The organism is Streptomyces sp. NPDC047081 (assembly GCF_040643775.1).
GTDB lineage: Bacteria > Actinomycetota > Actinomycetes > Streptomycetales > Streptomycetaceae > Streptomyces.
This window is the reverse complement of the sequence record NZ_JBEYUY010000010.1, coordinates 199,645-222,658: the sequence shown is the minus strand read 5'-3', so window position 1 is coordinate 222,658 and position 23,014 is coordinate 199,645. Positions and strand designations below refer to the sequence as shown.

Sequence of the window (23,014 nt, the reverse complement as noted above, 5' to 3'; positions counted from 1 at the left end):
GGCTCGGCCAATTGATGTGGCGTGCGCCATAAAGTGGAGGTCGTTCTGCGGGGAACCGGACCCGTATGACGCAGCTCGGTCTTCCCGAAGACATCCAGGCCTGTCTCTTCGACCTCGACGGGGTCGTGACCAGGACGGCTGTGGTGCACGCGGCCGCCTGGAAGGAGACCTTCGACGCGTTCCTGAGGGAGCGGGAGGGCGACGGCTTCCGGCCCTTCGATCCCGTCGCCGACTACGACGAGTACGTCGACGGACGGCCGCGCGCCGACGGTGTGCGCACCTTCCTCGCCTCCCGCGGCATCGAACTGGCCGAAGGATCCCCCGACGACCCGCCGGACACGCCGACCGTGAACGGGGTCGGCAACCGCAAGAACGTCCTGCTGCTGGAGAAGATCCGCACCCAGGGCGTCGAGGCGTACGACGGCACCCTGCGCTACATCGAGGCCGTCCGCGCGCAGGGCCTGCGCACCGCGATCGTGTCCTCCAGCGCCAACACCCTCGACGTGCTGCACTCCATCGGCGCGGAGCCCCTCTTCGATGTGCGCATCGACGGTGTCGTGGCCGCCGAGCGGGGCCTGCCGGGCAAGCCGCACCCCGACACCTTCCTCGCCGCCGCGAAGGACCTGGGCGTCGAGCCGAAGCGGGCCGCCGTCTTCGAGGACGCCCTCGCCGGGATGGACGCGGGCCGCTCCGGCGACTTCGGTTACGTCGTCGGCGTCGACCGGGTCGGGCAGACCGAGGCGCTGTACGCGCACGGCGCGGACGTCGTCGTACGGGACCTCGCCGAGCTGCGAGGTGAGAAGTGATCACGCATCGGTCGTACGCCGTCGACCCGTGGTGCGTGCGCGAGACGGACCTGCACCTGGACGTCCTCGCCCAGAGCGAGTCGGTCTTCGCCCTGTCCAACGGCCATGTCGGCTGGCGCGGGAACCTCGACGAGGGCGAGCCGCACGGCCTGCCCGGCAGCTACCTGGGCGGCGTCCACGAACTGCACCCCCTGCCGTACGCCGAGGCCGGCTACGGATATCCGGAGTCCGGCCAGACCGTCATCAACGTCACCAACGGCAAGATCCTGCGGCTGCTGGTCGACGACGAGCCCTTCGACCTGCGCTACGGGCGGCTCGTCTCCCACGAACGCGTCCTGGACCTGCGCCGCGGCGTGCTGGAGCGGACCTGCGAATGGACCTCGCCGGCCGGGTCGACGGTACGCGTGCGCTCGACCCGGCTGGTCTCGCTCACCCAGCGGGCCGTCGCCGCCGTCGCCTACGAGGTGGAGGCCGTCGGCGACCGCTCCCGCGTGGTCATCCAGTCCGAACTCGTCGCCAACGAGAGCCTTCCCGAGCCGAAGGGCGACCCGCGCGCCGCGAGGGCGCTGAAGTCTCCGCTGGAGCCGGAGGAGGACGTCGCCGTCGGACACCGGCTGCGGCTCGTGCACCGCACCCGGCGCAGCGGACTGCGTGTCGCCGTGGCCGCCGACCACACCGTCACCGGCCCCGAGCGCACCACGACCGACAGCGAGAGCAACGTGGACGTGGCCCGCCTGACCGTCACCTCCGTGCTGGAGCCCGGCCAGCGGCTGCGCGTGGAGAAGCTCGTCGCCCACGGCTGGTCCGGCGTCCGCTCCCGGCCCGCGATGTCCGACCAGGTGGAGGCGGCCCTCGCCGCGGCCGCGCACAGCGGCTGGGACGGCCTCCTCGCCGACCAGCGCGGCTACCTCGACGACTTCTGGGCGCGCGCCGACGTCGAGGTCGACGGCGACGAGGAACTCCAGCAGGCCGTCCGCTTCGCCCTCTTCCACGTCCTGCAGGCCGGCGCCCGCGCCGAACGGCGCGCGATACCCGCCAAGGGCCTGACCGGCTCCGGCTACGACGGCCACGCCTTCTGGGACACCGAGACCTTCGTGCTGCCCCTGCTCACCTACACCGCCCCGGAAGCCGTCGCCGAGGCACTGCGCTGGCGGCACAGCACCCTGCCCGCCGCCCGCGAGCGCGCCGCCCAACTCGGCCTGGCCGGGGCCGCGTTCCCCTGGCGCACCATCGAGGGCTCGGAAGGGTCGGCGTACTGGCCCGCCGGTACTGCCGCCTTCCACGTCAACGCCGACATCGCCGACGCGGTGGTGCGCTACGTCGCCGCCACCGGCGACACCGGTTTCGAGAGCGAGGCCGGTGTGGAGCTGCTGGTGGAGACCGCCCGGCTGTGGCGCTCGCTCGGCCACCACGACGGCCACGGCGTCTTCCACATCGACGGCGTGACCGGCCCCGACGAGTACAGCGCCGTCGCCGACGACAACGCGTACACCAACCTCATGGCCCGCGCGAACCTCCTGGCCGCCGTCGACGCCGTCGGCCGCCATCCGCGCCAGGCCGCCCGCCTCGGCGTCGACGACGAGGAGAGCGCCGGCTGGCGGGACGCCGCCGAGGCGATGCACCTGCCGTACAACCACGAGCTCGGCGTCCACGAGCAGCACGCCGGGTTCACCCGCTACCAGCACTGGGACTTCGCGGGCACGGGCCCCGAGCAGTACCCGCTGATGCTGCACTTCCCGTACTTCGACCTCTACCGCAAGCAGGTCGTCAAACAGGCGGACCTGGTGCTGGCGATGTACACCTGCGCCGCCCACTTCGACGAGGACCAGCTCGCCCGCAACTTCGCCTACTACGAGCCCCTCACCGTCCGGGACTCCTCGCTGTCGGCCTGCGTCCAGGCGGTGATCGCCGCCCGGGCCGGCCACCTGGGCCTCGCCTACGACTACACGGCCGAGGCAGCCCTGATGGACCTGGAGGACCTGGAGGACAACACCCGCGACGGCCTCCACATCGCCTCCCTGGCCGGCACCTGGACCGCCCTGGTCGCGGGTTTCGGCGGACTGCGCCGCGAGGGCGGCACGCTCCGCTTCACCCCGCGCCTGCCCGAGCGCCTCAGCCGCCTCGCCTTCCACGTCCAGCTCCTCGGCAGCCGGCTGCGCGTCGAGATCGGCCCCGACAAGGCGACCTACACACTGCTGTCCGGCCCGCCCCTGACGATCCGCCACCACGACACGTCCCTCACGGTCAACGGCGACGGCCCGGCGGTACGCCCGCTACCGCAGACCCCGGACCGCCCGGCTCCCGAGCAGCCTCCGCACCGGGGGCCGAGCGTGCGCTGAACGGGGGCGGGGCAGGCGCGTCCAGGCGTCAGGCGATCGGCCGTACAACGCGCGGCACGCCTTCGCCTGCCGAGTTAGCTTGTCCGTGTTTCAGCCGGTTCGCGTTCCTCTGCTCGCAGGGTGTCGCGGTCTCTACGGCAGCAGCCCTCACGGCAAGGGGTGGACCATGGCCGACGTGGTGCCGGCGGCACGGCAGGCCGGTCTTCGCAGGCGGGCCGGCTGGCAGGCGGCGCTCGCGCTCGCGGGTCTCGTGGGCGCGGCCTGGCTCGTCCGGCGTCACTGGCCCGTGCTGCACACCGGCGCCGTCCGGCTCGCCGTCGCCGACCAGGGCTGGCTGCTGCTCGCCGCGGCGGCCGCGGCCGGGACCTGGTTCTGCGCGGCCCTCGCCCAGCAGGGCGCGGTGGCCCGGCGGCTGCCCTCGGGACGGCTGCTGGCCACGCAGTTCGCCGCCACCGCCGCCAACCACATGCTGCCCGCGGGCCTCGGTGCGGGCGCGGTCAACCTGCGCTTCCTGATGCGCTGCGGACTCACGCCCGGCCGTTCGGCGACCGCCCTAGCGGTCAAGGCCACGGCGGGTGTCGTGGTCCGCGCGGCCCTGATCGCCGTACTCACCGCCGCCTGCCCCGGTCTGCTACGGCTGCCGCGATGGTCCGGGGGAGCGGTGGCAGCCGGGGTCGCGGTCGTCCTCCTCCTGCCGGGCGTTGTGCTGTGGCCGCGTTGCCGCCGGGCCCTCGTGACCGTGTGCGCCGACATCAGGGCCGTCCATGTGCGCCGGGGCCGGGCGCTCGCGCTGTGGGGCGGATCGCTGGCCTTCGTCGCGCTCCACTCCCTCGTGCTGATCGCCGTCACCCGCGCCGTCGCCCTGCCGCTGGCCCCGGAACGCGTCACCCTGCTCTACCTCGCCGCCAGCAGCGCGGCCGCCCTGCTGCCCACCCCCGGCGGGCTCGGCTCCCTCGACGCCGCGCTGGGCCTCGCTCTGACCGTCGCGGGAGCGCCCGGCGCCGCGGCCGCCTCCGTGGTCCTCGGCTACCGGCTCCTGACCGTGTGGCTGCCGCTGCTGCCGGGCCTGCTGGTGCTCGGGGTGCTCGTCCGGCGCAAGGCGCTGTAGCGGTCCGGCGTTTCCCGTCCCCCTGGTTCAGGTAGGAGTCGGAGTACCGGTGCGAGCAGGAGGGGGAGCGGCATGGCGGCGAGTGACAGCGAGGGCCAGTTGGGGGAGGAGTTCTTCACCCCCGGCAGCGCGTCCTTCACCGAGTTCCTGGCAGCCCACCGCCCGGAACTGCTGCCGACCCGGAGCCCCTTCCCGGACGGGGTGCGCGCCGAGCCCGGCCGGTTCCCGCACGGCACCACCGTGCTCGCCCTCGCCTACCGCGACGGCGTGATGATCGCCGGAGACCGCCGCGCCACCATGGGCAACATGATCGCCCAGCGCGACCTGGAGAAGGTACACCCCGCGGACGACTACACCGCCGTCGCCTTCGCCGGGTCCGTCGGCCTCGCCCTGGACATGGTGAAGCTGTACCAGGTCGAGCTGACGCACTTCGAGAAGATCGAGGGCATCCCGATGACCCTCCGGGCGAAGGCCAACCGCCTCGCCGGCATGATCCGGCAGAACCTCGGCCAGGCCATGCAGGGCCTCGCCGTCGTACCGCTCCTCGCCGGTTACGATCCCGCGCTGCCGGAAGGCCGCAGGGGACGCATCTTCAGCTTCGACGTGGCGGGCGGGCTGTACGAGAAGGCGGACTTCCACGCCGACGGCTCCGGATCCCCGTACGCCCGGGGCGCGTTGAAGAAGCTCTTCCACCCGGGCATGGACCGCCGCGAGGCGGCCCTGGCCGCGCTCCAGGCGCTGTGGGACGCGGCGGACGACGACTCCGCGACCGGCGGACCGGACATCAACCGCCGTATCTTCCCCATCGTTTCGGTGATCACCGAGGACGGTTTCGAGCGGCTGCCCGAGCCCGAGACGGAGGAGCTGAGCCGCGAGATGGTCGAGCAGCGCCGCGACCGCCCGGACGGGCCCGGCGCCACTCCGTGACACCGGACCCCGCACCGGTCAGCCGCGCAGCCGCAACTCCTTGCGGCACTTGAGGATCTGCTGCGCCGGATCCCCCGTGTACGACCACGGGGTCCGGGTGGCCCGCGGGCCGAGCATCCGCAGCACCGCTGTGGCGATGTCCGTGACGCCCGCGTTGCAGGCCGCGTGCGCGAGGTAGTTGAGGTCGCGCAGCTCGCCGGGCGCGATGCCGTCGTCCGGGCGGCCCATGATCCAGCGCTGCCAGGTCCGGCGTACGTCGCCGACCGCGCCGTCGTGGTTCCAGTGCTGCCCGAGACCCACCGCGGACTGGCTGCCCTGCGCGGTGTCGAGGGCGTAGCGGTACTCCTCGACGCGCGCGTACTGCACCAGGACCGGCAGGGCGCAGCCCTGGGGTGACACGCCCGCCGCGTCGCGCGCGAAGTCGTACATCAGGCCGTGCGTGCCGTGCCAGCGCGCCGAGTAGTAGTGCAGGACCTGCAGATGCCCTTCCACGCTGTACGGGTCGCGCTGGTGCAACTCGTCCCACCAGCGCGCCAGTTCCTGCCGGCGTACCCCCTGCGGATAGAGCCGGGCCACCGAGATCAGCGAGATCCACGGCGTCGGATCGTCCAGGTAGGCGTCCGCGGCCTGCAGACAGGCCGTCACCGCGGTGTCGATGCGGTGCTGGTCGATGGGCATGCCCCGGCCCGCGGCGATGGCCAGGTTGAACGCCCGGGCCGTCTCGGTCGCCGCGCGCAGCACCAGCGCGTCGGCGCTGTGGGGTTCGGCGGCCAGCCAGGTCTCCGCCGTCGAACTGCCCGCGCAGGCCTGGGCGAGCAGCCGGACCCGGTGGCCGCGGGCGAGCCAGTCGGGGCCGGTCGCCCGCAGCAGGTCCCTGAGGCCCTGCCAGCGGCCGATGACGATGTCGTGGGAGGCGTCCGTGAGGGCCGCGTCCCCGCAGTCGGGGTCGAAGTCGGGGGCGAAGCGGTCGCGCGCCATCGCGGTCTCCCTCAGAAGTCGGTGGAGAGACCTTCGTGGGCACGGGTGTCGGGGGCCGGGTGGTCGTCGAAGACGTACTCGGCCTCGACGGTACGGGTGGCGTCCAGGCGGGCCGGCCGGTAGTAGTCGCTGCCCTGCCGCCAGTACCAGAGCATCGGCACCACGCCGACCGCCAGGCCGCCGATGCCGATCGCGATGGCGGCCGTGTCCAGCTCGCCCAGCGACTCGAAGAAGATCCAGAACATGAACAGGGCGCCGAACAGCGGCCACAGACCGCCTAGCAGGAAGTTGCCCGCTGACTTCAGCAGCATCTTGCGGTACGCGACGACCACCGCGAGGCCGGCGAGCCCGTAGTAGACGGCGATCTGCAGGCCGATCGCGGAGATCGCGTCGGAGAGGATGTCACCCACCGAACCAAGGGCGTTGGAGGCGATGAACATGGCCAGTGCCACCCCGCCCACGACGGCGATCGCCACCCACGGCGTGTTCCAAGTGCGGTGCACCCGGCCCAGCGCGGACGGCATCGTACGGTCCCGGCCCATCGCGAACAGCGAGCGCGTGACCTGGATCAGCGTGGTCTCCAGGGTGGCGATGGTCGACAGCATCACCGCCACGATCAGCAGCTTGCCGCCCACTCCCGGCCAGACCTCCTCGCCCAGCACGCCCAGCACGTTGGCGTCGTTCTCGTCGATCTGCTTCGAGGAGAGGATCACGTTCACCGCGATGGTGAACACCTCGAACAGCAGGAAGACGATGCCCACTCCGATCAGGCCCGCGAGTCCCGTCGTACGGCGGCTGTTGCGGGTCTCCTCGCTCAGGTTGCTGGTGACGTCCCAGCCCCAGTAGTAGAAGGCGGCGACCAGCGCGCCCGAGGCGAAGCCCGCCACGCCGTCGAAGTGGGAGAAGCCGAGCCAGGACCAGTCGAAGGCGCGGGCGTTGCCGGTGTGGAAGAAGGCCAGCACCGCGAAGAGCGCCAGGATGGCGAGTTCGATGCCGGACATCACGAGCTGCGCGCGGACGGTGAGCCGGGCGCCGCCCAGCACGACGAGCAGCATCACGACGAACCAGCCGGCGCCGACCACCGTGGACAGCGCGGTGTTGTCGGCCAGGCCGTCGTCGAACAGGGCCAGCGTCATCGAACCGGCCGGCAGCGAGCCCGCCACCATGAAGATGGTCGCCGAGATCACCAGCGCCCAGCCGCTGATGAAGCCGAGGAAGGGGTGGAGCGTGCGGCCCACCCAGGAGTAACTGGCGCCCGCGTTCACGTCGATGCGGCTGAGGTAGCTGAACGCCAGCGCGATGCCCAGCATGGGTATCGCGCAGTACAGGAGCGCGGCCGGGCTCGCCAGCCCCACCGCGCCGACGAGGACCGCCGTGGTGGCGGCGATCGAGTACGCCGGGGCGCTGCCCGCGACGGCCATCACCACGGTGTCGAACGTACCGAGGGCATTGGCCTGAAGCCCTCTGCCCCTGTTGATGCTCATGGTTGCGCTGCTTTCCGTCTTGCACGACGCCACGGCGGCCTGGGCCCCGACGGCGTAGGGGGAGGTGGGGGGTGACGAACCCGCCCCGGACCCTGGAGGGTTGGCCTCGGTACAGATCAGGGGCAGCGAATACGAACAGGGTGGTGGAGAGCGCACGGCAGCCCGCGTCGCCGCTCGGTCACGCCGTGTGTGCGAGTGATGATAGCCCTACTTCTTGACCTTTCAAGATTGACCAGGGGGTAACCTCCCGCGCCCCCGGGGCACCCGGGGTTGACCGGCGCACAGCGGGAAACGCGGATCGGGACACCGTACAGAAGCGGCCCGCCGCGGCGCCCGAGGGAGGCACCCATGCACAGTGAACACACGGACTCCGAACCGATGGGCGACGACGTCTACCAGCCGGTCGGTACGAACGAGGAGCAGGAGGACGCCGCACCGCTCGACCCGCAGGACACCGTCGGCGAACGCAGCTACGACGAGACCCTCGACGCGGGCTACTCGCCTCCGGAGAAGCCGCTCGGCGTCACCCGGCACGGCACCACGGCCGCCGAGCAGCGCGAGGGTGAGAGCCTCGACGAACGGCTCGACGAGGAGGTCCCGGACGTGACCGCGCCTCCCGGCGACGAGCCCGGCGGCCCGCCCGCCGGCGAGCGGGGCCGCTGACGCCCGTCAGTCGCCGATGTGGTCGATCTGGCGGAGTTTGTTCGTCGCGTCGAGCGCGGCGACCTTGTAGGACTCGGCCAGCGTCGGGTAGTTGAAGACCGCGTCGACCAGGTAGTCGACCGTTCCGCCGCAGCCCATCACGGTCTGGCCGATGTGGATGAGCTCGGTGGCGCCGGTGCCGAAGCAGTGCACGCCGAGGAGTTTGCGGTCCTCGGGGGAGACCAGCAGCTTCAGCATGCCGTGCGAGTCGCCGATGATCTGGCCGCGGGCGAGCTCCCGGTAGCGGGAGATGCCGACCTCGAACGGCACGCTCTCCTCGGTGAGCTGGTCCTCGGTCCGGCCGACGAAGCTGATCTCGGGGATCGTGTAGATGCCGATGGGCTGCAGGTCGAGCATCTGCCCGACCGGCTCCCCGCAGGCGTGGTAGGCCGCCGCCCGCCCCTGCTCCATCGAGGTCGCGGCCAGCGCCGGGAAGCCGATGACGTCGCCGACGGCGTAGATGTGCGGCACCTCGGTGCGGTAGTGCTCGTCGACGGCGATCCGGCCGCGCCGGTCGGCCGTCAACCCCGCCTTGTCGAGGTCGAGTTCGTCCGTCAGACCCTGCCGGCCCGCCGAGTACATCACCGCGTCGGCCGGTATCTTCTTGCCGCTCTCCAGGATGGTGAGCGTGCCCCTCGAATGCCGCTCGACCGCGGCGACGGTCTCGCCGAAGCGGAAGGTCACGGCGAGGTCGCGCAGGTGGTACTTGAGCGACTCGATGACCTCGACGTCGCACATGTCGAGCATCCCGGCCCGCTTCTCGACCACCGTCACCTTGCTGCCGAGCGCGGCGAACATGGACGCGTACTCCATGCCGATCACCCCGGCGCCGACGATGACCATGGAGCGCGGCACGTGTTCCAGGTCGAGAACGTTGTCGGAGTCCATGATCGTACGGCTGTCGAACTCGACGCTGTCCGGCCGGGCCGGCCGGGTACCGGTGGCGATGATGATGTTCTCGGCGCTCAGCAGCCGTTCATGGCCGGTGACCTCGCGCAGCGCGACGGTGTGCGCGTCGACGAAGCGGCCGGTGCCGGCGAACAGGGAGATGTGGTTGCGGGAGAGCTGGCTGCGGATGACGTCCACCTCGCGGCTCACCACGTGCTGGGTGCGCGCGGTCAGGTCGGCGACGGTGATGTCGTCCTTGAGCCGGTAGCTCTGGCCGTACAGATCGCGCTGGGTGAGACCGGTCAGGTACAGCACCGCCTCGCGCAGGGTCTTGGAGGGGATGGTTCCGGTGTGGATGGAGACCCCGCCGACCATGTCGGGGCGGTCGACGACGGCGACCCGGCGGCCGAGCTTGGCCGCGGCGATGGCGGCTTTCTGGCCGCCCGGGCCGGATCCGATGACAAGCATGTCGAAGTCGGGCACCCTCCGGAGTCTGTCAGCCCGACGGCCCTCTTCGAAAGGGCGAACGGGCAACGACCGTCCGCTGATCGATCGGAACTCTCCTTGATCGGCGGAGAGTTGTGCTCCCGCACGAGGACATGCCGGGCCGGGCCCACGGCGTGATAATGCGCCCATGGGCCATCGACTCGCCGACACGAGCGCCCCCGCCCGGCTGGCCGCCCCCGACGAGGGCATCGGCCGGGACGAACTGGCGCTGGCCACCCGCAACCACGGCCTGCCGCTGGAGGCGCTGCGTTACGACGTCACCCCGCCGGGCCTGCACTACGTGCTGACGCACTACGACATCCCGTACGTCCCCGAGGACACCCCCTGGCGGCTCGCCGTCGCAGGCCGTGTCCGCCGCCCGCTGGAGCTCGGCCTCGCCGATCTGCGGGCCATGCCCTCGGTCACCGCCCGCGTCACCCTGGAGTGCGCGGGCAACGGCCGGGCCCTGCTCATGCCCCGCCCGGTCAGCCAGCCCTGGCTCGTCGAGGCCGTCGGCACCGCCGAGTGGACCGGCGTACCGCTGCGACTGCTGCTCGCCGAGGCCGGGGTGGACGCCGACGCCGTCGACGTCGTCTTCACCGGCGCCGACCACGGCGTGGAACGCGGGGTCGAGCAGGACTACCAGCGTTCCCTGCCCGTCGCCGTGGCCACCGGCACCGAGCCCGAGGTCCTGGTCGCGTACGAGATGAACGGCGGCCCGCTGCCCCCGCAGCACGGGCATCCGCTGCGGCTCGTCGTACCGGGCTGGTACGGCATGGCGCATGTGAAGTGGCTGCGCGAAGTCACCGTCACCGACGCCCCGTTCACCGGATTCCAGCAGGCCGTCGCCTACCGGCTGCGGCAGGAGTCCGGCGAGGAGGGCGAGCCGGTCACCCGGATTGCACCGCGCGCCCTGCTGATCCCGCCCGGCTTCCCGGACTTCATGTCCCGGTCCCGCGTGGTACGGCCCGGACCGGTACCGCTGGAGGGGCGCGCCTGGTCGGGGCGGGCGCCGGTGACGCGGGCCGAGGTCAGCACGGACGCCGGACGCACCTGGCACGAGGCCGAGCTGGAGCCCGACGGCGGGCGGCGCTGGGCCTGGCGGCGGTGGCGATACGACTGGACGGCGGCCTCCGGCGAGCACGTACTCAGCGCGCGGGCCACCGACGCCGAGGGCCACACGCAGCCCCTCGACCAGCACTGGAACCGGGGCGGCTTCGTCAACAACCTCGTCCAGCAGGTGCCGGTGCTGTGCCTGGAGCCCGACGCGGCGGACTCCGTCGGGCCCTAGGGCAGCAGCTTCTCCATCGCCGCCGGGCCCTCCGTCTCCAGCTTGTGCCTGGCCCATTCCAGGTTGTGCGGGGTGATGTCCCTGCCGGTGGCGAGCACGAGGTCCTCCGGAGAGACCTCGGTGCCGGTACGGGTGTGAAGCAGGTCGTCCGGGGTGACGCGGTCCTCGGACGACCCGGACGCGTCGGGCTGTGACGTCGGCATGATCTGTGCTCCTCGGCTCCGGATCGCTTCTTCGGCCCCGGAGCTGTCGTCCGGGTCCACTATCACCATTCATCGCGGGAGCCCGGCGTGCATCCGGAGGGCGTCGGAAACCGGCCACCGGCCCGAGATGCCGGAGCGATCGGTCGGGCGTGTAATGGGAGACAGCGATCCTGGAGAGGGCCATGGCACCCACCCGCACCAGCACAGGGGGAGCGGGCACCGTCGCCGGAGGGGCACTGCGACGGCTCGGGCAATGGTGCGCCCGCCACTTCGTGATCGTGATCGTCGGCTGGCTGATCGCCCTGGTGGCACTGCAGGTCCTCAACCGGTCCTTCGGCGGCGAGTACTCGGACAACTTCTCGTTGCCCGGCGTGCAGTCCCAGCAGGGCCTGGACGTCCTGAAGCGACACGACCCGGCCGCGGGCGGCTACAGCAGCCAGATCGTCCTGCACGACGGCAAGCAGTCCCTGACCGCACTGAGCTCGCAGATGTCCGGCGCAGTCGGTGACCTGCAGAAACTGCCGCACGTCCTGTCCGCGCAGAACCCGCTGTCCGCCCCCGCCTCGAAGGTCGGGCCCCTCTCCTCCGACGGGAAGACCGCCTACATCACCGTCCGCTTCGACACCCAGCCCTCGACCCTCGGCGACGGCTACCTGAACGGCGTCGACAAGGCGGTCCAGCCGCTGCGCGCGGCCGGCGCCCAGGTCGAGTACGGCGGACCGCTCGGCGAACTCGCCCGGCCCGCCGCCGACGACCGGGTCAGCGAACTCATCGGCTTCGCCGTCGCGATCGTCGTCCTGTTGATCGGCTTCGGCAGCGTCATCGCCGCCGGACTGCCCCTGCTGACCGCGCTGCTCAGCGCCGTCGGCGGACTCGCCTGCCTCGGGCTGCTCGCCGCCGCGTTCACCTTCGCGACCGTCTCACCGACCCTCGCCACGATGATCGGGCTCGGCGTCGGGATCGACTACGCCCTGTTCCTGATCACCCGTCACCGCCAGAACCTCATGGACGGCGCCGACCCGGTGCACGCCGCGGGCCACGCCACCGCCACCAGCGGCCGGGCCGTCCTCGTCTCCGGCTGCACGGTGATCATCGCGCTGGCCGGACTGTCCGCGTCCGGCGTGACCTTCATCGGCAAACTCGGCCTCGCCGCCGCCGTCACGGTGGTCTCGGCGGTCGCGGGCGCCCTGACCCTGGTCCCGGCGCTGCTGGGGCTGATCGGCACACGTATCGACCGCTACCGAGTGCGCCGACCCGTCGCCGAGACCGACGCCGTGCCGGGCGCCGAGCCCCAGGGCACCTGGCACCGCTATGCCCAGCGCGTCGAGCGACGGCCCTGGCAGTACCTGGCCGCGGGCGTCGCGACCGTCATCGTCCTCGCCATCCCCGTGTTCTCCATCCAGCTCGGCCACATCGGAGACGGCGCCGACCCCACCTCCTTCACCGACCGGCGGGCCTACGACCTGATGACCGACGCGTTCGGCCCCGGCTCCAACGGCCCGCTCACCGTCGTCATCGACCAGACCACCGTGCCCTCGGACCAGCGCTCCACCCTCTCCGACCAGGCGCAGAAGACCCTGAACGGGGTGGCGGGCGCCGCCACGGTCACCCCGCTGACACCCACCAAGGACGGCGACGTCCTGATCGGCACCGTCTACTCGCAGAAGTCCCCGCAGAGCGCCGAGACCACCGACCTGACGAACCGTCTGATCGACCACACCCTCCCCGAGGCCGTCTCCGGCACGGACGCCAAGGGGTACGTCACCGGTACCACGGCCGCCCAGGTCGACTTCCGCGACATCGTCGCCGGCCGGCTGCCCCTGATCATCGGTGTCGTGGTCGCCCTGGCCTTCCTGATCATCCTCGCCGTCTTCCGCGGCCTGCTCGTCGCCGTCAAGGCGGCCGTCCTCAACGTCCTGTCCATCGCCGCTTCTTACGGCGTCGTCGTGGCCGTCTTCCAGTGGGGCTGGGGCGGGCCCGCGCTCGGCGTCTCCGGCAAGGTGCCCATCGAGAGCTATGTGCCGATGATGATGTTCGCGATCATCTTCGGACTGAGCATGGACTACGAGATCTTCCTGCTCTCCCGCGTCCACGAGTCCTGGCTGCGCACAGGCGACGCGAAGGCCTCGGTCGCGCACGCCCTGGAGATCACCGCGCGGGTCATCACCTGCGCGGCACTGATCATGGTGAGCGTCTTCGCCGCCTTCATCGTCAGCGACAACATCGTGGTCAAGATGCTCGGACTGGGCCTCGCCGTGAGCGTGTTGATCGATGCGACCGTGGTGCGTCTGCTGATGGTCCCGGCGGTCATGACGCTGCTCGGGCGGCACGCCTGGTGGACACCCAGGTGGCTGGACCGGATGCTGCCGCACATCGACGCCGAGGGAGAGTCGGAGCAGGCGGCGACGGAGGAGACCGTCGAGCGGCCGGTCACCCGGGCCTGAGAAGCGGCCCGAGGGCGGCGAGCCTCGGAAATTCGATGGACGTGCCCACGACAAGCCCGTTAGCGTGTGACGTCGCGCCCCGAGACCGGCGGAAGGAGGCGAGTGCCGTGCGGACCACAACCACCCAGCGCTCCCTCTCCGTTGCCCCGGCGTGTCTCGTCTGACCTGACCCGGGAGCGCTCACGCAGTACGCATCCCGGAGGAATCCATGACCGATCTGGTCATCCGCGCGCTCGACGAGAGCGCCGCCCACCTTTTCGACGACATGCCCGACCCGCTCGACGCCCGGGTGGGGCACCGGCGCACCCGGCACCGCCCCGAGTGGAAGCGGGTCGCCCTGCGCGACGGCACCGTCGTCGCACGCGGCGCCTGGTGGGGCGGCCCCGACGACACCGAGCCCCTCAACGTCAACTGGTTCGACGTGGCCGAGGGCGAGGAGGAGGCGGGCGCCGAACTCCTGCGTACCGCCCCCTGGCAGGTCGAACTCGAACTCACCCTCCCCGGCGACTGGCGCGAGGACCCGCACCGACGCGCCGCCGCCGAGACCCGGTTCGGCGCCGCACGGGCCGCAGGCTACGAGCTGCTCGTCGAGCGGTTCCTGTACCGGTGGACGCCGGAGTGCGGGCTGCCCGAGCGGCCCGGACGGCTTGACTTCCGCGCCGAACCGGACGACGCGGTGTTCTTCGACGCACTGCGCCGCATCCACTCCGCGACGCTGGACGCGCACGCGCTCAAGGCCATCGAGGAAGGCGGCCTCGACCGGGCCGCCCAGGAGGAACTCGACTTCTTCCACTGGTGCCCGTCGCCACGGGAGTGGTGGCAGATCGCGTACACGCGCGCGGGCGAGCCCGCGGGCATCCACATCCCGGCACACAACCCGTCCGGCCCGTGCGTCGGCTTCATCGGCGTGCTGCCCGATCAGCGCGGACAGGGTTACGCCTACGACCTGTTGGCGGAGTGCACGCACTTCCTGGCCGAGCGGGGCGCGGAGTTCGTGGCCGCGACGACCGACCGGGGGAACTTCCCCATGGCGGCGAACTTCGCCAAGGCCGGGTATCCGATCGAGCGGGAGCGCATCAACTTCGAGCCCCCGCGCACCGAGTAGCCCGGCCCACGCGCCGAGCGGGCCGCGCTGTCAGTGCCGACTGGCATGCTGGGCGCCATGGCTTTCCTGGGCGAGGTCTGGCGTGTGCACAGCGGCGAGGTGGAGGTCGGCGACATCCTGATCGACGACGCCGACTTCCCCTGGCTGTCCGGCCGCTTCACCGCGCACCCCGCCTTCGACGCCGTCCGCGACCTGTTCGCCCGCGAACTCGTGCTCATCGAGCGCGAAGACGACTGGGAGGAGTGGGAGGCGGCGTACGAGGAGATCAGACGCAGCGTCTCCCTCTCCTCCCCGGACGGCCCGGTCCCCGAGTTCCTGCTGCACATCGAGGGCGACCGGGCCTGGTTCCGGTGGAGCGACGAGCCCTTCGAGAAGGAGTGAGGGCAAGGGGGCTGACGCAGCGTCAGTGAGTCGTGGACTCCAGCAGCGCTTCGGCTTCCACCAGGATCTCGGTGACCCGCAGCGCGAAGGCCGCGTCGCACGGGTCGGCCTCCCCGGTGCCGGCCGCGGTGAGAAGGGCGTCGGCGGCGTGGACCAGGGCCGTGACCGCGTTCTCGGTGCCCTCCGGCAGCACCGTCACCCCCGACTCGCCCCGGAGTTCCACGCCTGCGCCCGCCGCCGCGGCCGGTGCCGACAGGCTGAGGGTGAGCGAGCTCGACGCGCCGTCGGTGTGGTCGAGGACCAGCTGGACCGTGTCCCCGGGACCGGGCACCGCGGCCGCCACCCGGCGGACGTCGCCCAGGACCGGCAGCAGCACCGACAGCGCGTGCGGGCCGACGTCCCACAGCGCGCCCTTCTCCTGCCGCCACGGCGAGTCGGCGAACGGGCTGTCGCTGTCGCTCCCGAACAGCGCGCCGAGCCACTGCGCCCGCGCCGTGAACCAGCCGCCCACGCCCGCCTGTTCGGTGATCCAGGCCGCGGTCTCGGTGACGAAGCGCGTGGTGAAGAAGACCACCGACGCGACCCCGGCCTCCCGCGCCGCGTCGACCACGGCCCGCCCCTGCTCGACCGTGGTCGCGAGAGGCTTGTCCAGCAGCAGATGGCAGCCCGCCCGGGCGGCGCGCACCGCGAGGTCCGCCTGAATCGCCGGGGGGAGTGCCACGGCGACCGCGTCCACGTCGGCGAACAGCGCGTCCACGTCGTCGTAGGCCCGTACGCCGTACCGGTCGGCCAGCGCCTTGGCCGCGTCCGGGCGGCGGCCCCACACACCCACGAAGTCCAGGCCGGGGTGCTCGTCCAGTGCGGGGGCGTGAGCCATGGCCGCCCAGGGGCCGGTACCGAGGAGTCCGATGCGCATGCCGCCGCCTCTCGTCGTGATCGATCGAGGGTGAGCGTCGCACACCGACCCGCCGCTCGGGCAAGCCCTTTCCGCAGGCCGGACGATTCAGTTGCGCGGCTGCTGAATGCGTTCTCTTTCCTCTATTGGACCTCCGGCCGCGCGGAGAGTCAGGCTGGAAGACGCTCCGTCCCGCCGCGACCCCTGTCCGGCGGGCCGGACGCCATCCGAGTGCGCGACAGCCGAAAGCCGAAAGAGGACACGAGCACATGCACACCCGTCGTATCGGTGACGTCGAGGTCAGCGCGATCGGCCTGGGCGGAATGCCCATGTCCATCGAGGGACGCCCGGACGAGGGACGCTCCCTCGCCACGATCCACGCCGCGCTCGACGCCGGCGTGACGCTGATCGACACCGCGGACGCCTACCACCGTGACGCCCACGAAGTCGGCCACAACGAGACCCTGATCGCCAAGGCCCTCGCCTCCCACGACCGCGGCGGGGACGTCCTGGTCGCCACCAAGGGCGGCCATCTGCGCCCCGGCGACGGCAGCTGGACCCTCGACGGCAGCCCCCACCACCTCAAGGAGGCCTGCGAGGCGTCCCTGCGCCGGCTCGGCGTGGAGGCCATCGGGCTCTACCAGTTCCACCGGCCCGACCCGCGTGTCCCGTACGCCGATTCCGTCGGCGCGATCAGGGACCTGCTCGACGAGGGCAAGATCCGGCTCGCGGGCATCTCCAACGCCAACCCGGACCAGATCCGGCAGGCCCAGGAGATCCTCGGCGGCCGGCTGGTCTCCGTGCAGAACCAGTTCTCCCCGGCCTTCCGCTCCAGCGAGCCGGAGCTGGAACTCTGCGACGAGCTGGGCATCGCCTTCCTGCCCTGGAGCCCGCTCGGCGGGATCTCCCGGGCGAGTGAACTCGGCTCCTCCTACGCCCCGTTCGCCCGGATCGCCGAGGCCCACGGGGTGAGCCCGCAGCGCGTCTGCCTGGCCTGGATGCTCGCCAAGTCGCCGGTCGTCGTACCGATTCCGGGCTCCAGCCGCCCGGAGACCATCCTCGACTCCCTCGCCGCGACGGAACTCGACCTCTCGGCCGAGGAACTCGACCAGCTCGACGCCGTCTGACACTTCCCCCGGAGGACCCCCGCCGATGGCGTCGTCGTCGGAAAGACCCCTCGACCACCGCTACCGCGACGAACACCCGATACGCACCCTCGCGTATCTGTTCCGCGCCGACCGCCGCCGACTGATCGCGGCGGTCGGCGTGTTCACCGTCAAGCACAGCCCGGTCTGGCTGCTGCCGCTGATCACCGCGTCCATCATCGACACCGTCGTCCAGCACGCGCCGATCGGGCGGCTCTGGCTGAGCACCGGCATCATCCTGTTCATCCTGCTGGTCAACTACCCGCTGCACGTGCTGAACGTACGACTCCTGTACGGCAGCGTCCGCCGCATGGGCACCGCCCTGCGGTCCGCGCTGTGCACCCGTATGCAGCAGCTGTCCATCGGCTACCACTCCAGGGTCAGCGCCGGCGTGCTGCAGGCGAAGATCGTCCGGGACGTGGAGACGGTCGAGCAGATGGTGCAGCAGACCGCCGAGACCGGGCTCGGCGCCATCACCGTGCTCGTCGGCGGGCTCGTCATCATCGCCGTCCGCACACCGGAGTTCGTGCCCGTCTTCGTGGTCGTCGTGCCCGCCGCCGCACTCGTCGTGGCCCGGCTGCGGGCGCGTCTGCGCACCCACAACGAGCACTTCCGGCACGAGGTCGAGACGCTCTCCTCCCGGGTCTCGGAGATGACCCGCCTGATCCCGGTCACCCGCGCCCACGGCCTGGAGGGCAAGGCGCTGCGCCGCATGGACGGCACCCTGCGCCGACTGCTCACCTCCGGCCTGCGCCTCGACCTCGTCAACGGCCGCTTCGGCTCGCTGGCCTGGGTCGTCCTCAACGTGGTCGGCGTACTCGTCCTGGCCGGCGCGGCCCTGGTCTCGTACTACGGCGTCTGGGGCGTCACGGCCGGCGACGTCGTCATGCTCAGCGCCTTCCTGACCACGCTCACCAACTCCACGACCACGCTGGCGACTCTGGCCCCGGTCATCACCAAGGGCCTGGAGTCGGTCCGCTCGGTCGGCGAGGTGCTCCAGGCACCCGAGCTGGAGGACAACGACGGCAAGGCCGAACTGGCCTCGCTGCGCGGCGCGGTCACCTTCGAGAACGTCGGCCACGCCTACGACGACAGCGGCCGGCCCGCCGTCCGAGACTTCACCCTGGACGTCGTACCGGGGGAGACCGTCGCGCTGGTCGGCGCGTCCGGCGCGGGCAAGTCCACCGTGCTCAACCTCGTCATCGGCTTCATCCGCCCGACCACGGGCCGGCTGCTGCTCGACGGCACCGACATGAACACCCTGGACCTGCGCACCTACCGGCGCTTCGTCTCGGTCGTGCCGCAGGAGTCGATCCTCTTCGACGGCACGATCCGGGAGAACGTGGCGTACGGCATGGACGAGGCCGACGAGGAGACGGTGCGGACGGCGCTGCGGGACGCCAACGCGCTGGAGTTCGTCGACCGGCTGCCGCAGGGCCTCGACACCGTGGTCGGGGAGCGTGGCGCCCGGCTCTCCGGCGGGCAGCGCCAGCGCCTCGCCATCGCCCGCGCCCTGATCCGCGACCCGAGGGTGCTGATCCTGGACGAGGCGACCTCGGCCCTGGACACCCGCTCGGAGGCCCTGGTCCAGGAGGCGCTGGCCCGGCTGCTGCACGGCCGCACCACGTTCGTCGTGGCGCACCGGCTGTCCACCGTGCGGGGCGCCGACCGGATCGTGGTGATGGGCGACGGCCGCATCCTGGAGACCGGGACGCACGAGGAACTCCTGCGCCGCGGTGGGGCCTACACCCAGCTGCACAGCGGCCAGGTCGCCTGACCCCGCCCGGGGTCAGGCGGCGCTGCTGCGCGGGATCCGGTGCGGACAGGCCGCGTCGTGGTCCGTGCCGAGACTCGTCCACCAGCGCTCGCAGCACGCCGCGTCCAGCTCCTCCCGGACGATCTCGTCGGCGGCCGACCGCACCGGCCGGCGCGGCCCGGCGGCGGCCGTGCGCAGCTCGTGGATCAGCGTCTCGCGGACGACGGCGATGACCGGGACCAGACTCGCGGCGGCGAACAGACACGCGGCCCACGCCGGGCCGTGCAGCGTTTCGAGGAACGTGGTCCACGCGAGCCCGCAGCTGGTGGCGAGATACAGGGCGCAGAGGAGGCGGCCGGAGCGGTTCATGAAGGTCACCGTTCGTGCTGGGTCGGTTGCTCTCTGCTCAACGCCTCGCGGGCCGGGGGGAATCGGGTGGAGCGGTGGGATTGCGTCAATTGCGGTACGGAGTACGGAAGTCGGTCACGCGTGGGCCGTCGCCGCGGGCGTCCCGTTCGCGTGGAACGCGGCCCGGTAGGCCTGCGGAGTCGTCCCGACCACCCGGCGGAAACGCTCGCGGAACGCCGTCGGTGAGCCGAACCCCGCCTGCTGCGCGATCCGTTCGACCGGGCGGTCGCTGTTCTCCAGCAGGTACTGGGCCCGTCGTACCCGCGTCCGCAGCAGCCACTGCAAGGGCGTCGTGCCCGTCTGCTCGCGGAAGCGCCGGCTGAAGGTGCGCTCGCTCATCCCCGAGCGGGCCGCCATCGCGCCCAGGGTGATCTCGCCCGCCAGGTTGTCCTCGATCCACTCCAGGACCGGCTCCAGCGTCGAGCCGCGCGGCACGGGCGGCAGCTCGTGCACGATGAACTGGGCCTGCCCGCCCTCCCGTTCGAGCGGCATCACACACCTGCGGGCGGCGTCGGCGGCCACGGCCGAGCCCAGGTCCCGGCGGATCATGTGCAGACACAGGTCCAGCGCGGCCGCGGCACCGGCCGAGGTGAGGATCTGCCCGTTGTCGACGTACAGCACGTCCGGCTGCACCTTCACGCGCGGGAACAGCCGGGCCAGTTCACCGGCGGCCGCCCAGTGCGTGGTGGCCCGCAGCCCGTCCAGCAGCCCCGCCTCCGCCAGCACGAACGCGCCCGAGCAGACCGAGGCGATCCGGGTGCCGTCCGCGGCGGCCCGGCGCAGCGCCGCCAGGACCGGTTCGGGCGTCGGACCCACCCCGGGCTTGCGGCCCGGCACGACGACCGTGTCCGCGTCCGCGAGGGCGTCGAGCCCCCGCTCCACCCGCAGCACCAGCCCGTCCCCGCGCACCTCCGGCTTCTCGGCGCACAGGGTCACCCGGTAGGGGCTGCGCCCGTCGGGCAGCTGCGCCCAGTCGAACACCGTCATCGGTGCCGTCAGGTCGAACGGCACCACGTCTTCCAGCGCGAGGATCACCACAGAGTGCATGAACGCCACGATAGACGGATTCCCGCCATCCTCATGACCTGTGGCAAAGGCTGATTTACCGGACCAACGCGATGGCGGGAACCCGTTGGAGTCTGTCGTTTCTGCCGCTGTTCGACCGCTCCGAAGATCCCTACCGTGGGCCGCGCACAGCCGATCGATCCACGGAAAGAGCTCCTCGATGACCAAGGTCCTGCTGTCCCTCCACGTGCTCGCGGCCATCGTCGCCGTCGGCCCCGTCACCGTGGCGGCCAGCATGTTCCCGCCTGCCGTGCGCCGGGCCGGCGCCGACGCGGCCGGGGTGGGCACGGTGCGGCTGCTGCACCGCATCTGCCGCATCTACTCCGGCATCGGCCTCGCCGTACCCGCCCTCGGCTTCGCCACCGCGTCGGCCATGGGCGTGCTCGGCGACAAGTGGCTCATCGCGTCCATCACGCTGACCGCGGTCGCCGCCGGGATGCTGATCGCGTTCGTCCTGCCCCGCCAGGACGAACTGCTGGAACAACTGGACGCCGAACAGGCGGTGGAGCGTTCCAGTACGGCGCAACTCGCCATGTTCACCGGCGTTTTCAACCTGCTGTGGGCGACCGTCACCGTCCTGATGATCGTCCGCCCCGGCTCGACGACCGGGGCCTGAGCGGACGCACACCCGTTTCGTGGGCGTCAAGTGCTCTTGGGGAATTCACACTGGGACATGCCGGGGCGCATACACTCTCAACGGTGCCCATGTGTGTGGGCCGGCACACGAAAGGCGCATGACGGGTGTTCCAGGATTCCCCCATCTATGACCGACTCGTCGCCGAGCGCGGCGACGTCCCCACCCAGACTCGCCGGGAGGCCGAGCGCGTGAACCGGGAACTGGAGTACGCCATGCGGCCGCTGCAGTCCTTCGCCCCCGCGCCGGTCCCCGAGCGGCCCGCCTCCCCGGGCGCCGGATGGCAGCGCACCGCGCTGCTGCCGGGCTCGATGCCGCACTGACCGGCCTCAACACACCTTCGTACTGGCGCCGTTGACGTGTGACGTCGGCTCGGGGCCGACATGGGCCAGCCACTCGGCGACGGTCCGGGAGATCGGCTGGCCCGTCTCCACCTCGACGAAGCCGAACTGGCCCGACTGGTTGCACTCCAGGAACCACCAGGTCCCGTCGGCGTCCTCGGCGAAGTCGAAGGCGCCGTAGGCCAGTTCGGCCCGCCGCATGTACGCGCCGACCGCGGCGGCGACCCGCGGTGGCACCTCGGTGGCCTGCCACGGCACGTCCGGCGAGGCGAACCGGACGTCCACTTGGTCGGGGTCGGCGTCCTCGGCGGTCGCCTTGCGGGCGGCCAGCAGCCGCTCGCCCACCACGGTCAGCCGGATGTCGGCTCGCTTGGCCACCCGCCGCTGCAGCAGCGTGGGACCGAACGCGACCGCGGAGAAGTCCGTGTCCGGCGCCACCCGGCTGGTCGGCACCGCACGCGGCGGATCCTGCGGATGCGCACCGGAGACCGGCTTGACCACCAGGTCCGGATAGCGCTCCGCGAACTCCCGCGCCGCCTGCGGGAACGTCGTGATCAGAGTGGCCGGGACCGGCAGTCCGCAGCCCTGGGCCACCCTCAGCTGCCAGGGCTTGTGCCGCGCCCGGCGGGCCGCGTCCGGGTGGTTCATCCAGCGCGCGTCCGAGCCGCGGAGCATGCCGTACAGCGCCTGGCCGGACTCCTCGGTCAGCCAGTCCGAGGGCTCGGGCGCCCGACCGGCCGCCGGGCCCGGCCTGCGCATCCATATGGAACGCAGACCGGAGATGCTCACCAGGCGGCCCGCGGACTGGAGATGGCCACGGAAGGCGCCGTGCACGTACTCACCGGACAGCGCCACACCGCCGGGGAGGTCGGCAGGGTCCAGACGGACCACCGGGACCCCGGACGCGTTCAGATGGACGACCACCATGTCGGCGGTGACGTCCTCTTCACAGGTCAGTATCAGCACGGTCATGGTCGGCGGTTCCGCGTTCAGTCGTCGAAGTGAGTCTTGGAGCCCGCGGTGGACGTCGTCGTCCCCAGCTCTCTGAGCAGAGCCAGGTCACCGGCGGCGATCCGGCCGTCACTGAGCACGTTCAACTGCAGTCCGGAGTCGTAGGCATACGGAGTCGTGGCCTCCAACTCCACCGCCGGACGTGCGTAGTTGAGCGCGAACGGTTGCATCGTGTCTCCCTCGTCGGTGCTGCGCCGACCGCGCGGTCCCTGCCCTGTGGCGCCGCCCGGTCCGCCGACTGCCTTGCCCTTCCAGTCACTTATACGAATCGAACGAGTGATTGGTTTCCTTACTCTCCGTAACCATGGGGGATTTATGGCTGTTCGGCATCCGTAAAGGTGCACTGATGGTGCGTAGTGCGAGAAGGAGGACGCCGATGTCGTCCAGATACACGGGGTCGGGAAGCAGGTCGGTGGGCAGCACCAAGTAGAGGACGGCGCCCCAGAAGACCCAGCGCGGGCCGGTCGGCAGCCCGGCGCGGCGCAGATCGCGCCGGGTCCGTACCAGTCGCACCAACAGGACGACTGCCATGGTCAGGACGAGTGCGGCAAGGGCCACGGCGACGACGATCACCGTTGTGGTCGTATCCACGGGTCCTCCTCGGACGGGCGGGCCCG

22 protein-coding genes and 1 pseudogene are annotated in these 23,014 nt (G+C 71.7%); 13 read left to right on the top strand and 10 right to left on the bottom strand.

The window, feature by feature from the left end:
- Nucleotides 1–65: 65 nt before the first annotated feature.
- The 4 genes from ABZ848_RS21195 (at nt 66) to prcB (ending at nt 5,180) form a co-directional block, all read left to right on the top strand.
- Nucleotides 66–806, top strand: coding sequence for a beta-phosphoglucomutase family hydrolase (locus ABZ848_RS21195; protein WP_360833921.1), 741 nt, complete (start codon nt 66–68; stop codon nt 804–806).
- Nucleotides 803–3,145 carry a glycosyl hydrolase family 65 protein gene (locus ABZ848_RS21190; RefSeq protein ID WP_360833919.1) on the top strand — a complete coding sequence of 781 codons (2,343 nt, stop codon included), beginning with the start codon at nt 803–805 and terminating at the stop codon, nt 3,143–3,145. Before ABZ848_RS21195 ends, ABZ848_RS21190 begins: the two co-directional genes overlap by 4 nt.
- Nucleotides 3,146–3,311: 166 nt before the next feature.
- Nucleotides 3,312–4,253, top strand: a complete 942-nt coding sequence (locus tag ABZ848_RS21185) for a lysylphosphatidylglycerol synthase domain-containing protein (protein ID WP_360833917.1) — start codon at nt 3,312–3,314, stop codon at nt 4,251–4,253.
- 72 nt (nt 4,254–4,325) lie between these two features.
- Complete coding sequence (gene prcB, locus ABZ848_RS21180; RefSeq protein ID WP_360833915.1) at nt 4,326–5,180, top strand: proteasome subunit beta; 855 nt, start codon at nt 4,326–4,328, stop codon at nt 5,178–5,180.
- 18 nt (nt 5,181–5,198) lie between these two features.
- Here the strand turns inward: prcB and ABZ848_RS21175 are convergent, their stop codons facing one another.
- A complete protein-coding gene (locus ABZ848_RS21175) occupies nt 5,199–6,158 on the bottom strand; it encodes a hypothetical protein (protein WP_360833913.1) in 960 nt (319 codons plus the stop codon).
- Between the two features lie 11 nt (nt 6,159–6,169).
- Nucleotides 6,170–7,642: an APC family permease gene (locus tag ABZ848_RS21170; protein ID WP_360833911.1), complete on the bottom strand. Its 1,473-nt coding sequence runs from the start codon at nt 7,640–7,642 to the stop codon at nt 6,170–6,172.
- Nucleotides 7,643–7,990: 348 nt separating this feature from the next.
- Here ABZ848_RS21170 and ABZ848_RS21165 point away from each other — a divergent pair.
- A pseudogene (locus tag ABZ848_RS21165) lies at nt 7,991–8,266 on the top strand (hypothetical protein); the annotation flags it as partial.
- Nucleotides 8,267–8,311: 45 nt separating this feature from the next.
- Here ABZ848_RS21165 and sthA read toward each other — a convergent pair.
- Nucleotides 8,312–9,715, bottom strand: coding sequence for a Si-specific NAD(P)(+) transhydrogenase (gene sthA, locus ABZ848_RS21160; RefSeq protein ID WP_360833909.1), 1,404 nt, complete (start codon nt 9,713–9,715; stop codon nt 8,312–8,314).
- Between the two features lie 151 nt (nt 9,716–9,866).
- Here sthA and ABZ848_RS21155 point away from each other — a divergent pair, with 151 nt between their 5' ends.
- Entirely contained in the window at nt 9,867–11,009 is a 1,143-nt protein-coding gene (locus ABZ848_RS21155) for a sulfite oxidase (protein ID WP_360833907.1), read from the top strand.
- On the opposite strand, the gene ABZ848_RS21150 is transcribed toward ABZ848_RS21155, so the two are convergent.
- Nucleotides 11,006–11,212 carry a hypothetical protein gene (locus ABZ848_RS21150; RefSeq protein ID WP_242767279.1) on the bottom strand — a complete coding sequence of 69 codons (207 nt, stop codon included), beginning with the start codon at nt 11,210–11,212 and terminating at the stop codon, nt 11,006–11,008. The two genes, ABZ848_RS21155 and ABZ848_RS21150, sit on opposite strands and share 4 nt — an antisense overlap.
- Nucleotides 11,213–11,394: 182 nt before the next feature.
- Here ABZ848_RS21150 and ABZ848_RS21145 point away from each other — a divergent pair, with 182 nt between their 5' ends.
- From ABZ848_RS21145 to ABZ848_RS21135, 3 genes are all read left to right on the top strand, one after another.
- Entirely contained in the window at nt 11,395–13,656 is a 2,262-nt protein-coding gene (locus ABZ848_RS21145) for an MMPL family transporter (protein WP_360833905.1), read from the top strand.
- A 208-nt stretch (nt 13,657–13,864) separates the two neighbouring features.
- Complete coding sequence (locus ABZ848_RS21140) at nt 13,865–14,761, top strand: GNAT family N-acetyltransferase (RefSeq protein WP_360833903.1); 897 nt, start codon at nt 13,865–13,867, stop codon at nt 14,759–14,761.
- 57 nt (nt 14,762–14,818) lie between these two features.
- On the top strand, nt 14,819–15,142 hold the full coding sequence (locus ABZ848_RS21135; protein WP_360833901.1) for a hypothetical protein: 324 nt from the start codon (nt 14,819–14,821) through the stop codon (nt 15,140–15,142).
- A gap of 22 nt (nt 15,143–15,164) precedes the next feature.
- On the opposite strand, the gene ABZ848_RS21130 is transcribed toward ABZ848_RS21135, so the two are convergent.
- Complete coding sequence (locus tag ABZ848_RS21130) at nt 15,165–16,058, bottom strand: Gfo/Idh/MocA family oxidoreductase (RefSeq protein ID WP_360833899.1); 894 nt, start codon at nt 16,056–16,058, stop codon at nt 15,165–15,167.
- 248 nt (nt 16,059–16,306) lie between these two features.
- Between ABZ848_RS21130 and ABZ848_RS21125 the strand changes: the two genes are divergently transcribed.
- A complete protein-coding gene (locus tag ABZ848_RS21125; RefSeq protein WP_360833897.1) occupies nt 16,307–17,164 on the top strand; it encodes an aldo/keto reductase in 858 nt (285 codons plus the stop codon).
- A gap of 25 nt (nt 17,165–17,189) precedes the next feature.
- Complete coding sequence (locus ABZ848_RS21120; RefSeq protein WP_360833895.1) at nt 17,190–18,959, top strand: ABC transporter ATP-binding protein; 1,770 nt, start codon at nt 17,190–17,192, stop codon at nt 18,957–18,959.
- Between the two features lie 12 nt (nt 18,960–18,971).
- Here the strand turns inward: ABZ848_RS21120 and ABZ848_RS21115 are convergent, their stop codons facing one another.
- Together ABZ848_RS21115 and ABZ848_RS21110 are read right to left on the bottom strand one after the other, a co-directional pair.
- Nucleotides 18,972–19,307: a hypothetical protein gene (locus ABZ848_RS21115; RefSeq protein ID WP_360833893.1), complete on the bottom strand. Its 336-nt coding sequence runs from the start codon at nt 19,305–19,307 to the stop codon at nt 18,972–18,974.
- Between the two features lie 114 nt (nt 19,308–19,421).
- Complete coding sequence (locus tag ABZ848_RS21110; protein ID WP_360833891.1) at nt 19,422–20,393, bottom strand: helix-turn-helix domain-containing protein; 972 nt, start codon at nt 20,391–20,393, stop codon at nt 19,422–19,424.
- 178 nt (nt 20,394–20,571) lie between these two features.
- Between ABZ848_RS21110 and ABZ848_RS21105 the strand changes: the two genes are divergently transcribed.
- Nucleotides 20,572–21,027: a hypothetical protein gene (locus ABZ848_RS21105; RefSeq protein ID WP_360833889.1), complete on the top strand. Its 456-nt coding sequence runs from the start codon at nt 20,572–20,574 to the stop codon at nt 21,025–21,027.
- 125 nt (nt 21,028–21,152) lie between these two features.
- Nucleotides 21,153–21,368, top strand: a complete 216-nt coding sequence (locus ABZ848_RS21100; RefSeq protein ID WP_360833887.1) for a hypothetical protein — start codon at nt 21,153–21,155, stop codon at nt 21,366–21,368.
- A gap of 6 nt (nt 21,369–21,374) precedes the next feature.
- Here the strand turns inward: ABZ848_RS21100 and tgmB are convergent, their stop codons facing one another.
- The 3 genes from tgmB to ABZ848_RS21085 form a co-directional block, all read right to left on the bottom strand.
- Nucleotides 21,375–22,358 carry an ATP-grasp ribosomal peptide maturase gene (gene tgmB / locus ABZ848_RS21095; protein ID WP_360833885.1) on the bottom strand — a complete coding sequence of 328 codons (984 nt, stop codon included), beginning with the start codon at nt 22,356–22,358 and terminating at the stop codon, nt 21,375–21,377.
- A 17-nt stretch (nt 22,359–22,375) separates the two neighbouring features.
- Nucleotides 22,376–22,567 carry a putative ATP-grasp-modified RiPP gene (tgmA, locus tag ABZ848_RS21090; RefSeq protein WP_360833883.1) on the bottom strand — a complete coding sequence of 64 codons (192 nt, stop codon included), beginning with the start codon at nt 22,565–22,567 and terminating at the stop codon, nt 22,376–22,378.
- A gap of 85 nt (nt 22,568–22,652) precedes the next feature.
- Nucleotides 22,653–22,988 (bottom strand): YkvA family protein, encoded by a 336-nt coding sequence (locus ABZ848_RS21085; protein ID WP_360833881.1) that lies wholly within the window; start codon nt 22,986–22,988, stop codon nt 22,653–22,655.
- Between the last annotated feature and the right edge of the window lie 26 nt (nt 22,989–23,014).

Excerpts from the sequence above, each read along its gene's own strand:
- ABZ848_RS21195 (WP_360833921.1), top strand. The coding sequence starts at position 66 with ATGACGCAGCTCGGTCTTCCCGAAGACATCCAGGCCTGTCTCTTCGAC.
- ABZ848_RS21185 (WP_360833917.1), top strand. The coding sequence starts at position 3,312 with ATGGCCGACGTGGTGCCGGCGGCACGGCAGGCCGGTCTTCGCAGGCGG.
- prcB (WP_360833915.1), top strand. The coding sequence starts at position 4,326 with ATGGCGGCGAGTGACAGCGAGGGCCAGTTGGGGGAGGAGTTCTTCACC.
- ABZ848_RS21175 (WP_360833913.1), bottom strand. The coding sequence starts at position 6,158 with ATGGCGCGCGACCGCTTCGCCCCCGACTTCGACCCCGACTGCGGGGAC.
- ABZ848_RS21170 (WP_360833911.1), bottom strand. The coding sequence starts at position 7,642 with ATGAGCATCAACAGGGGCAGAGGGCTTCAGGCCAATGCCCTCGGTACG.
- ABZ848_RS21155 (WP_360833907.1), top strand. The coding sequence starts at position 9,867 with ATGGGCCATCGACTCGCCGACACGAGCGCCCCCGCCCGGCTGGCCGCC.
- ABZ848_RS21150 (WP_242767279.1), bottom strand. The coding sequence starts at position 11,212 with ATGCCGACGTCACAGCCCGACGCGTCCGGGTCGTCCGAGGACCGCGTC.
- ABZ848_RS21145 (WP_360833905.1), top strand. The coding sequence starts at position 11,395 with ATGGCACCCACCCGCACCAGCACAGGGGGAGCGGGCACCGTCGCCGGA.
- ABZ848_RS21140 (WP_360833903.1), top strand. The coding sequence starts at position 13,865 with ATGACCGATCTGGTCATCCGCGCGCTCGACGAGAGCGCCGCCCACCTT.
- ABZ848_RS21135 (WP_360833901.1), top strand. The coding sequence starts at position 14,819 with ATGGCTTTCCTGGGCGAGGTCTGGCGTGTGCACAGCGGCGAGGTGGAG.
- ABZ848_RS21130 (WP_360833899.1), bottom strand. The coding sequence starts at position 16,058 with ATGCGCATCGGACTCCTCGGTACCGGCCCCTGGGCGGCCATGGCTCAC.
- ABZ848_RS21125 (WP_360833897.1), top strand. The coding sequence starts at position 16,307 with ATGCACACCCGTCGTATCGGTGACGTCGAGGTCAGCGCGATCGGCCTG.
- ABZ848_RS21120 (WP_360833895.1), top strand. The coding sequence starts at position 17,190 with ATGGCGTCGTCGTCGGAAAGACCCCTCGACCACCGCTACCGCGACGAA.
- ABZ848_RS21115 (WP_360833893.1), bottom strand. The coding sequence starts at position 19,307 with ATGAACCGCTCCGGCCGCCTCCTCTGCGCCCTGTATCTCGCCACCAGC.
- ABZ848_RS21110 (WP_360833891.1), bottom strand. The coding sequence starts at position 20,393 with ATGCACTCTGTGGTGATCCTCGCGCTGGAAGACGTGGTGCCGTTCGAC.
- ABZ848_RS21105 (WP_360833889.1), top strand. The coding sequence starts at position 20,572 with ATGACCAAGGTCCTGCTGTCCCTCCACGTGCTCGCGGCCATCGTCGCC.
- tgmB (WP_360833885.1), bottom strand. The coding sequence starts at position 22,358 with ATGACCGTGCTGATACTGACCTGTGAAGAGGACGTCACCGCCGACATG.
- tgmA (WP_360833883.1), bottom strand. The coding sequence starts at position 22,567 with ATGCAACCGTTCGCGCTCAACTACGCACGTCCGGCGGTGGAGTTGGAG.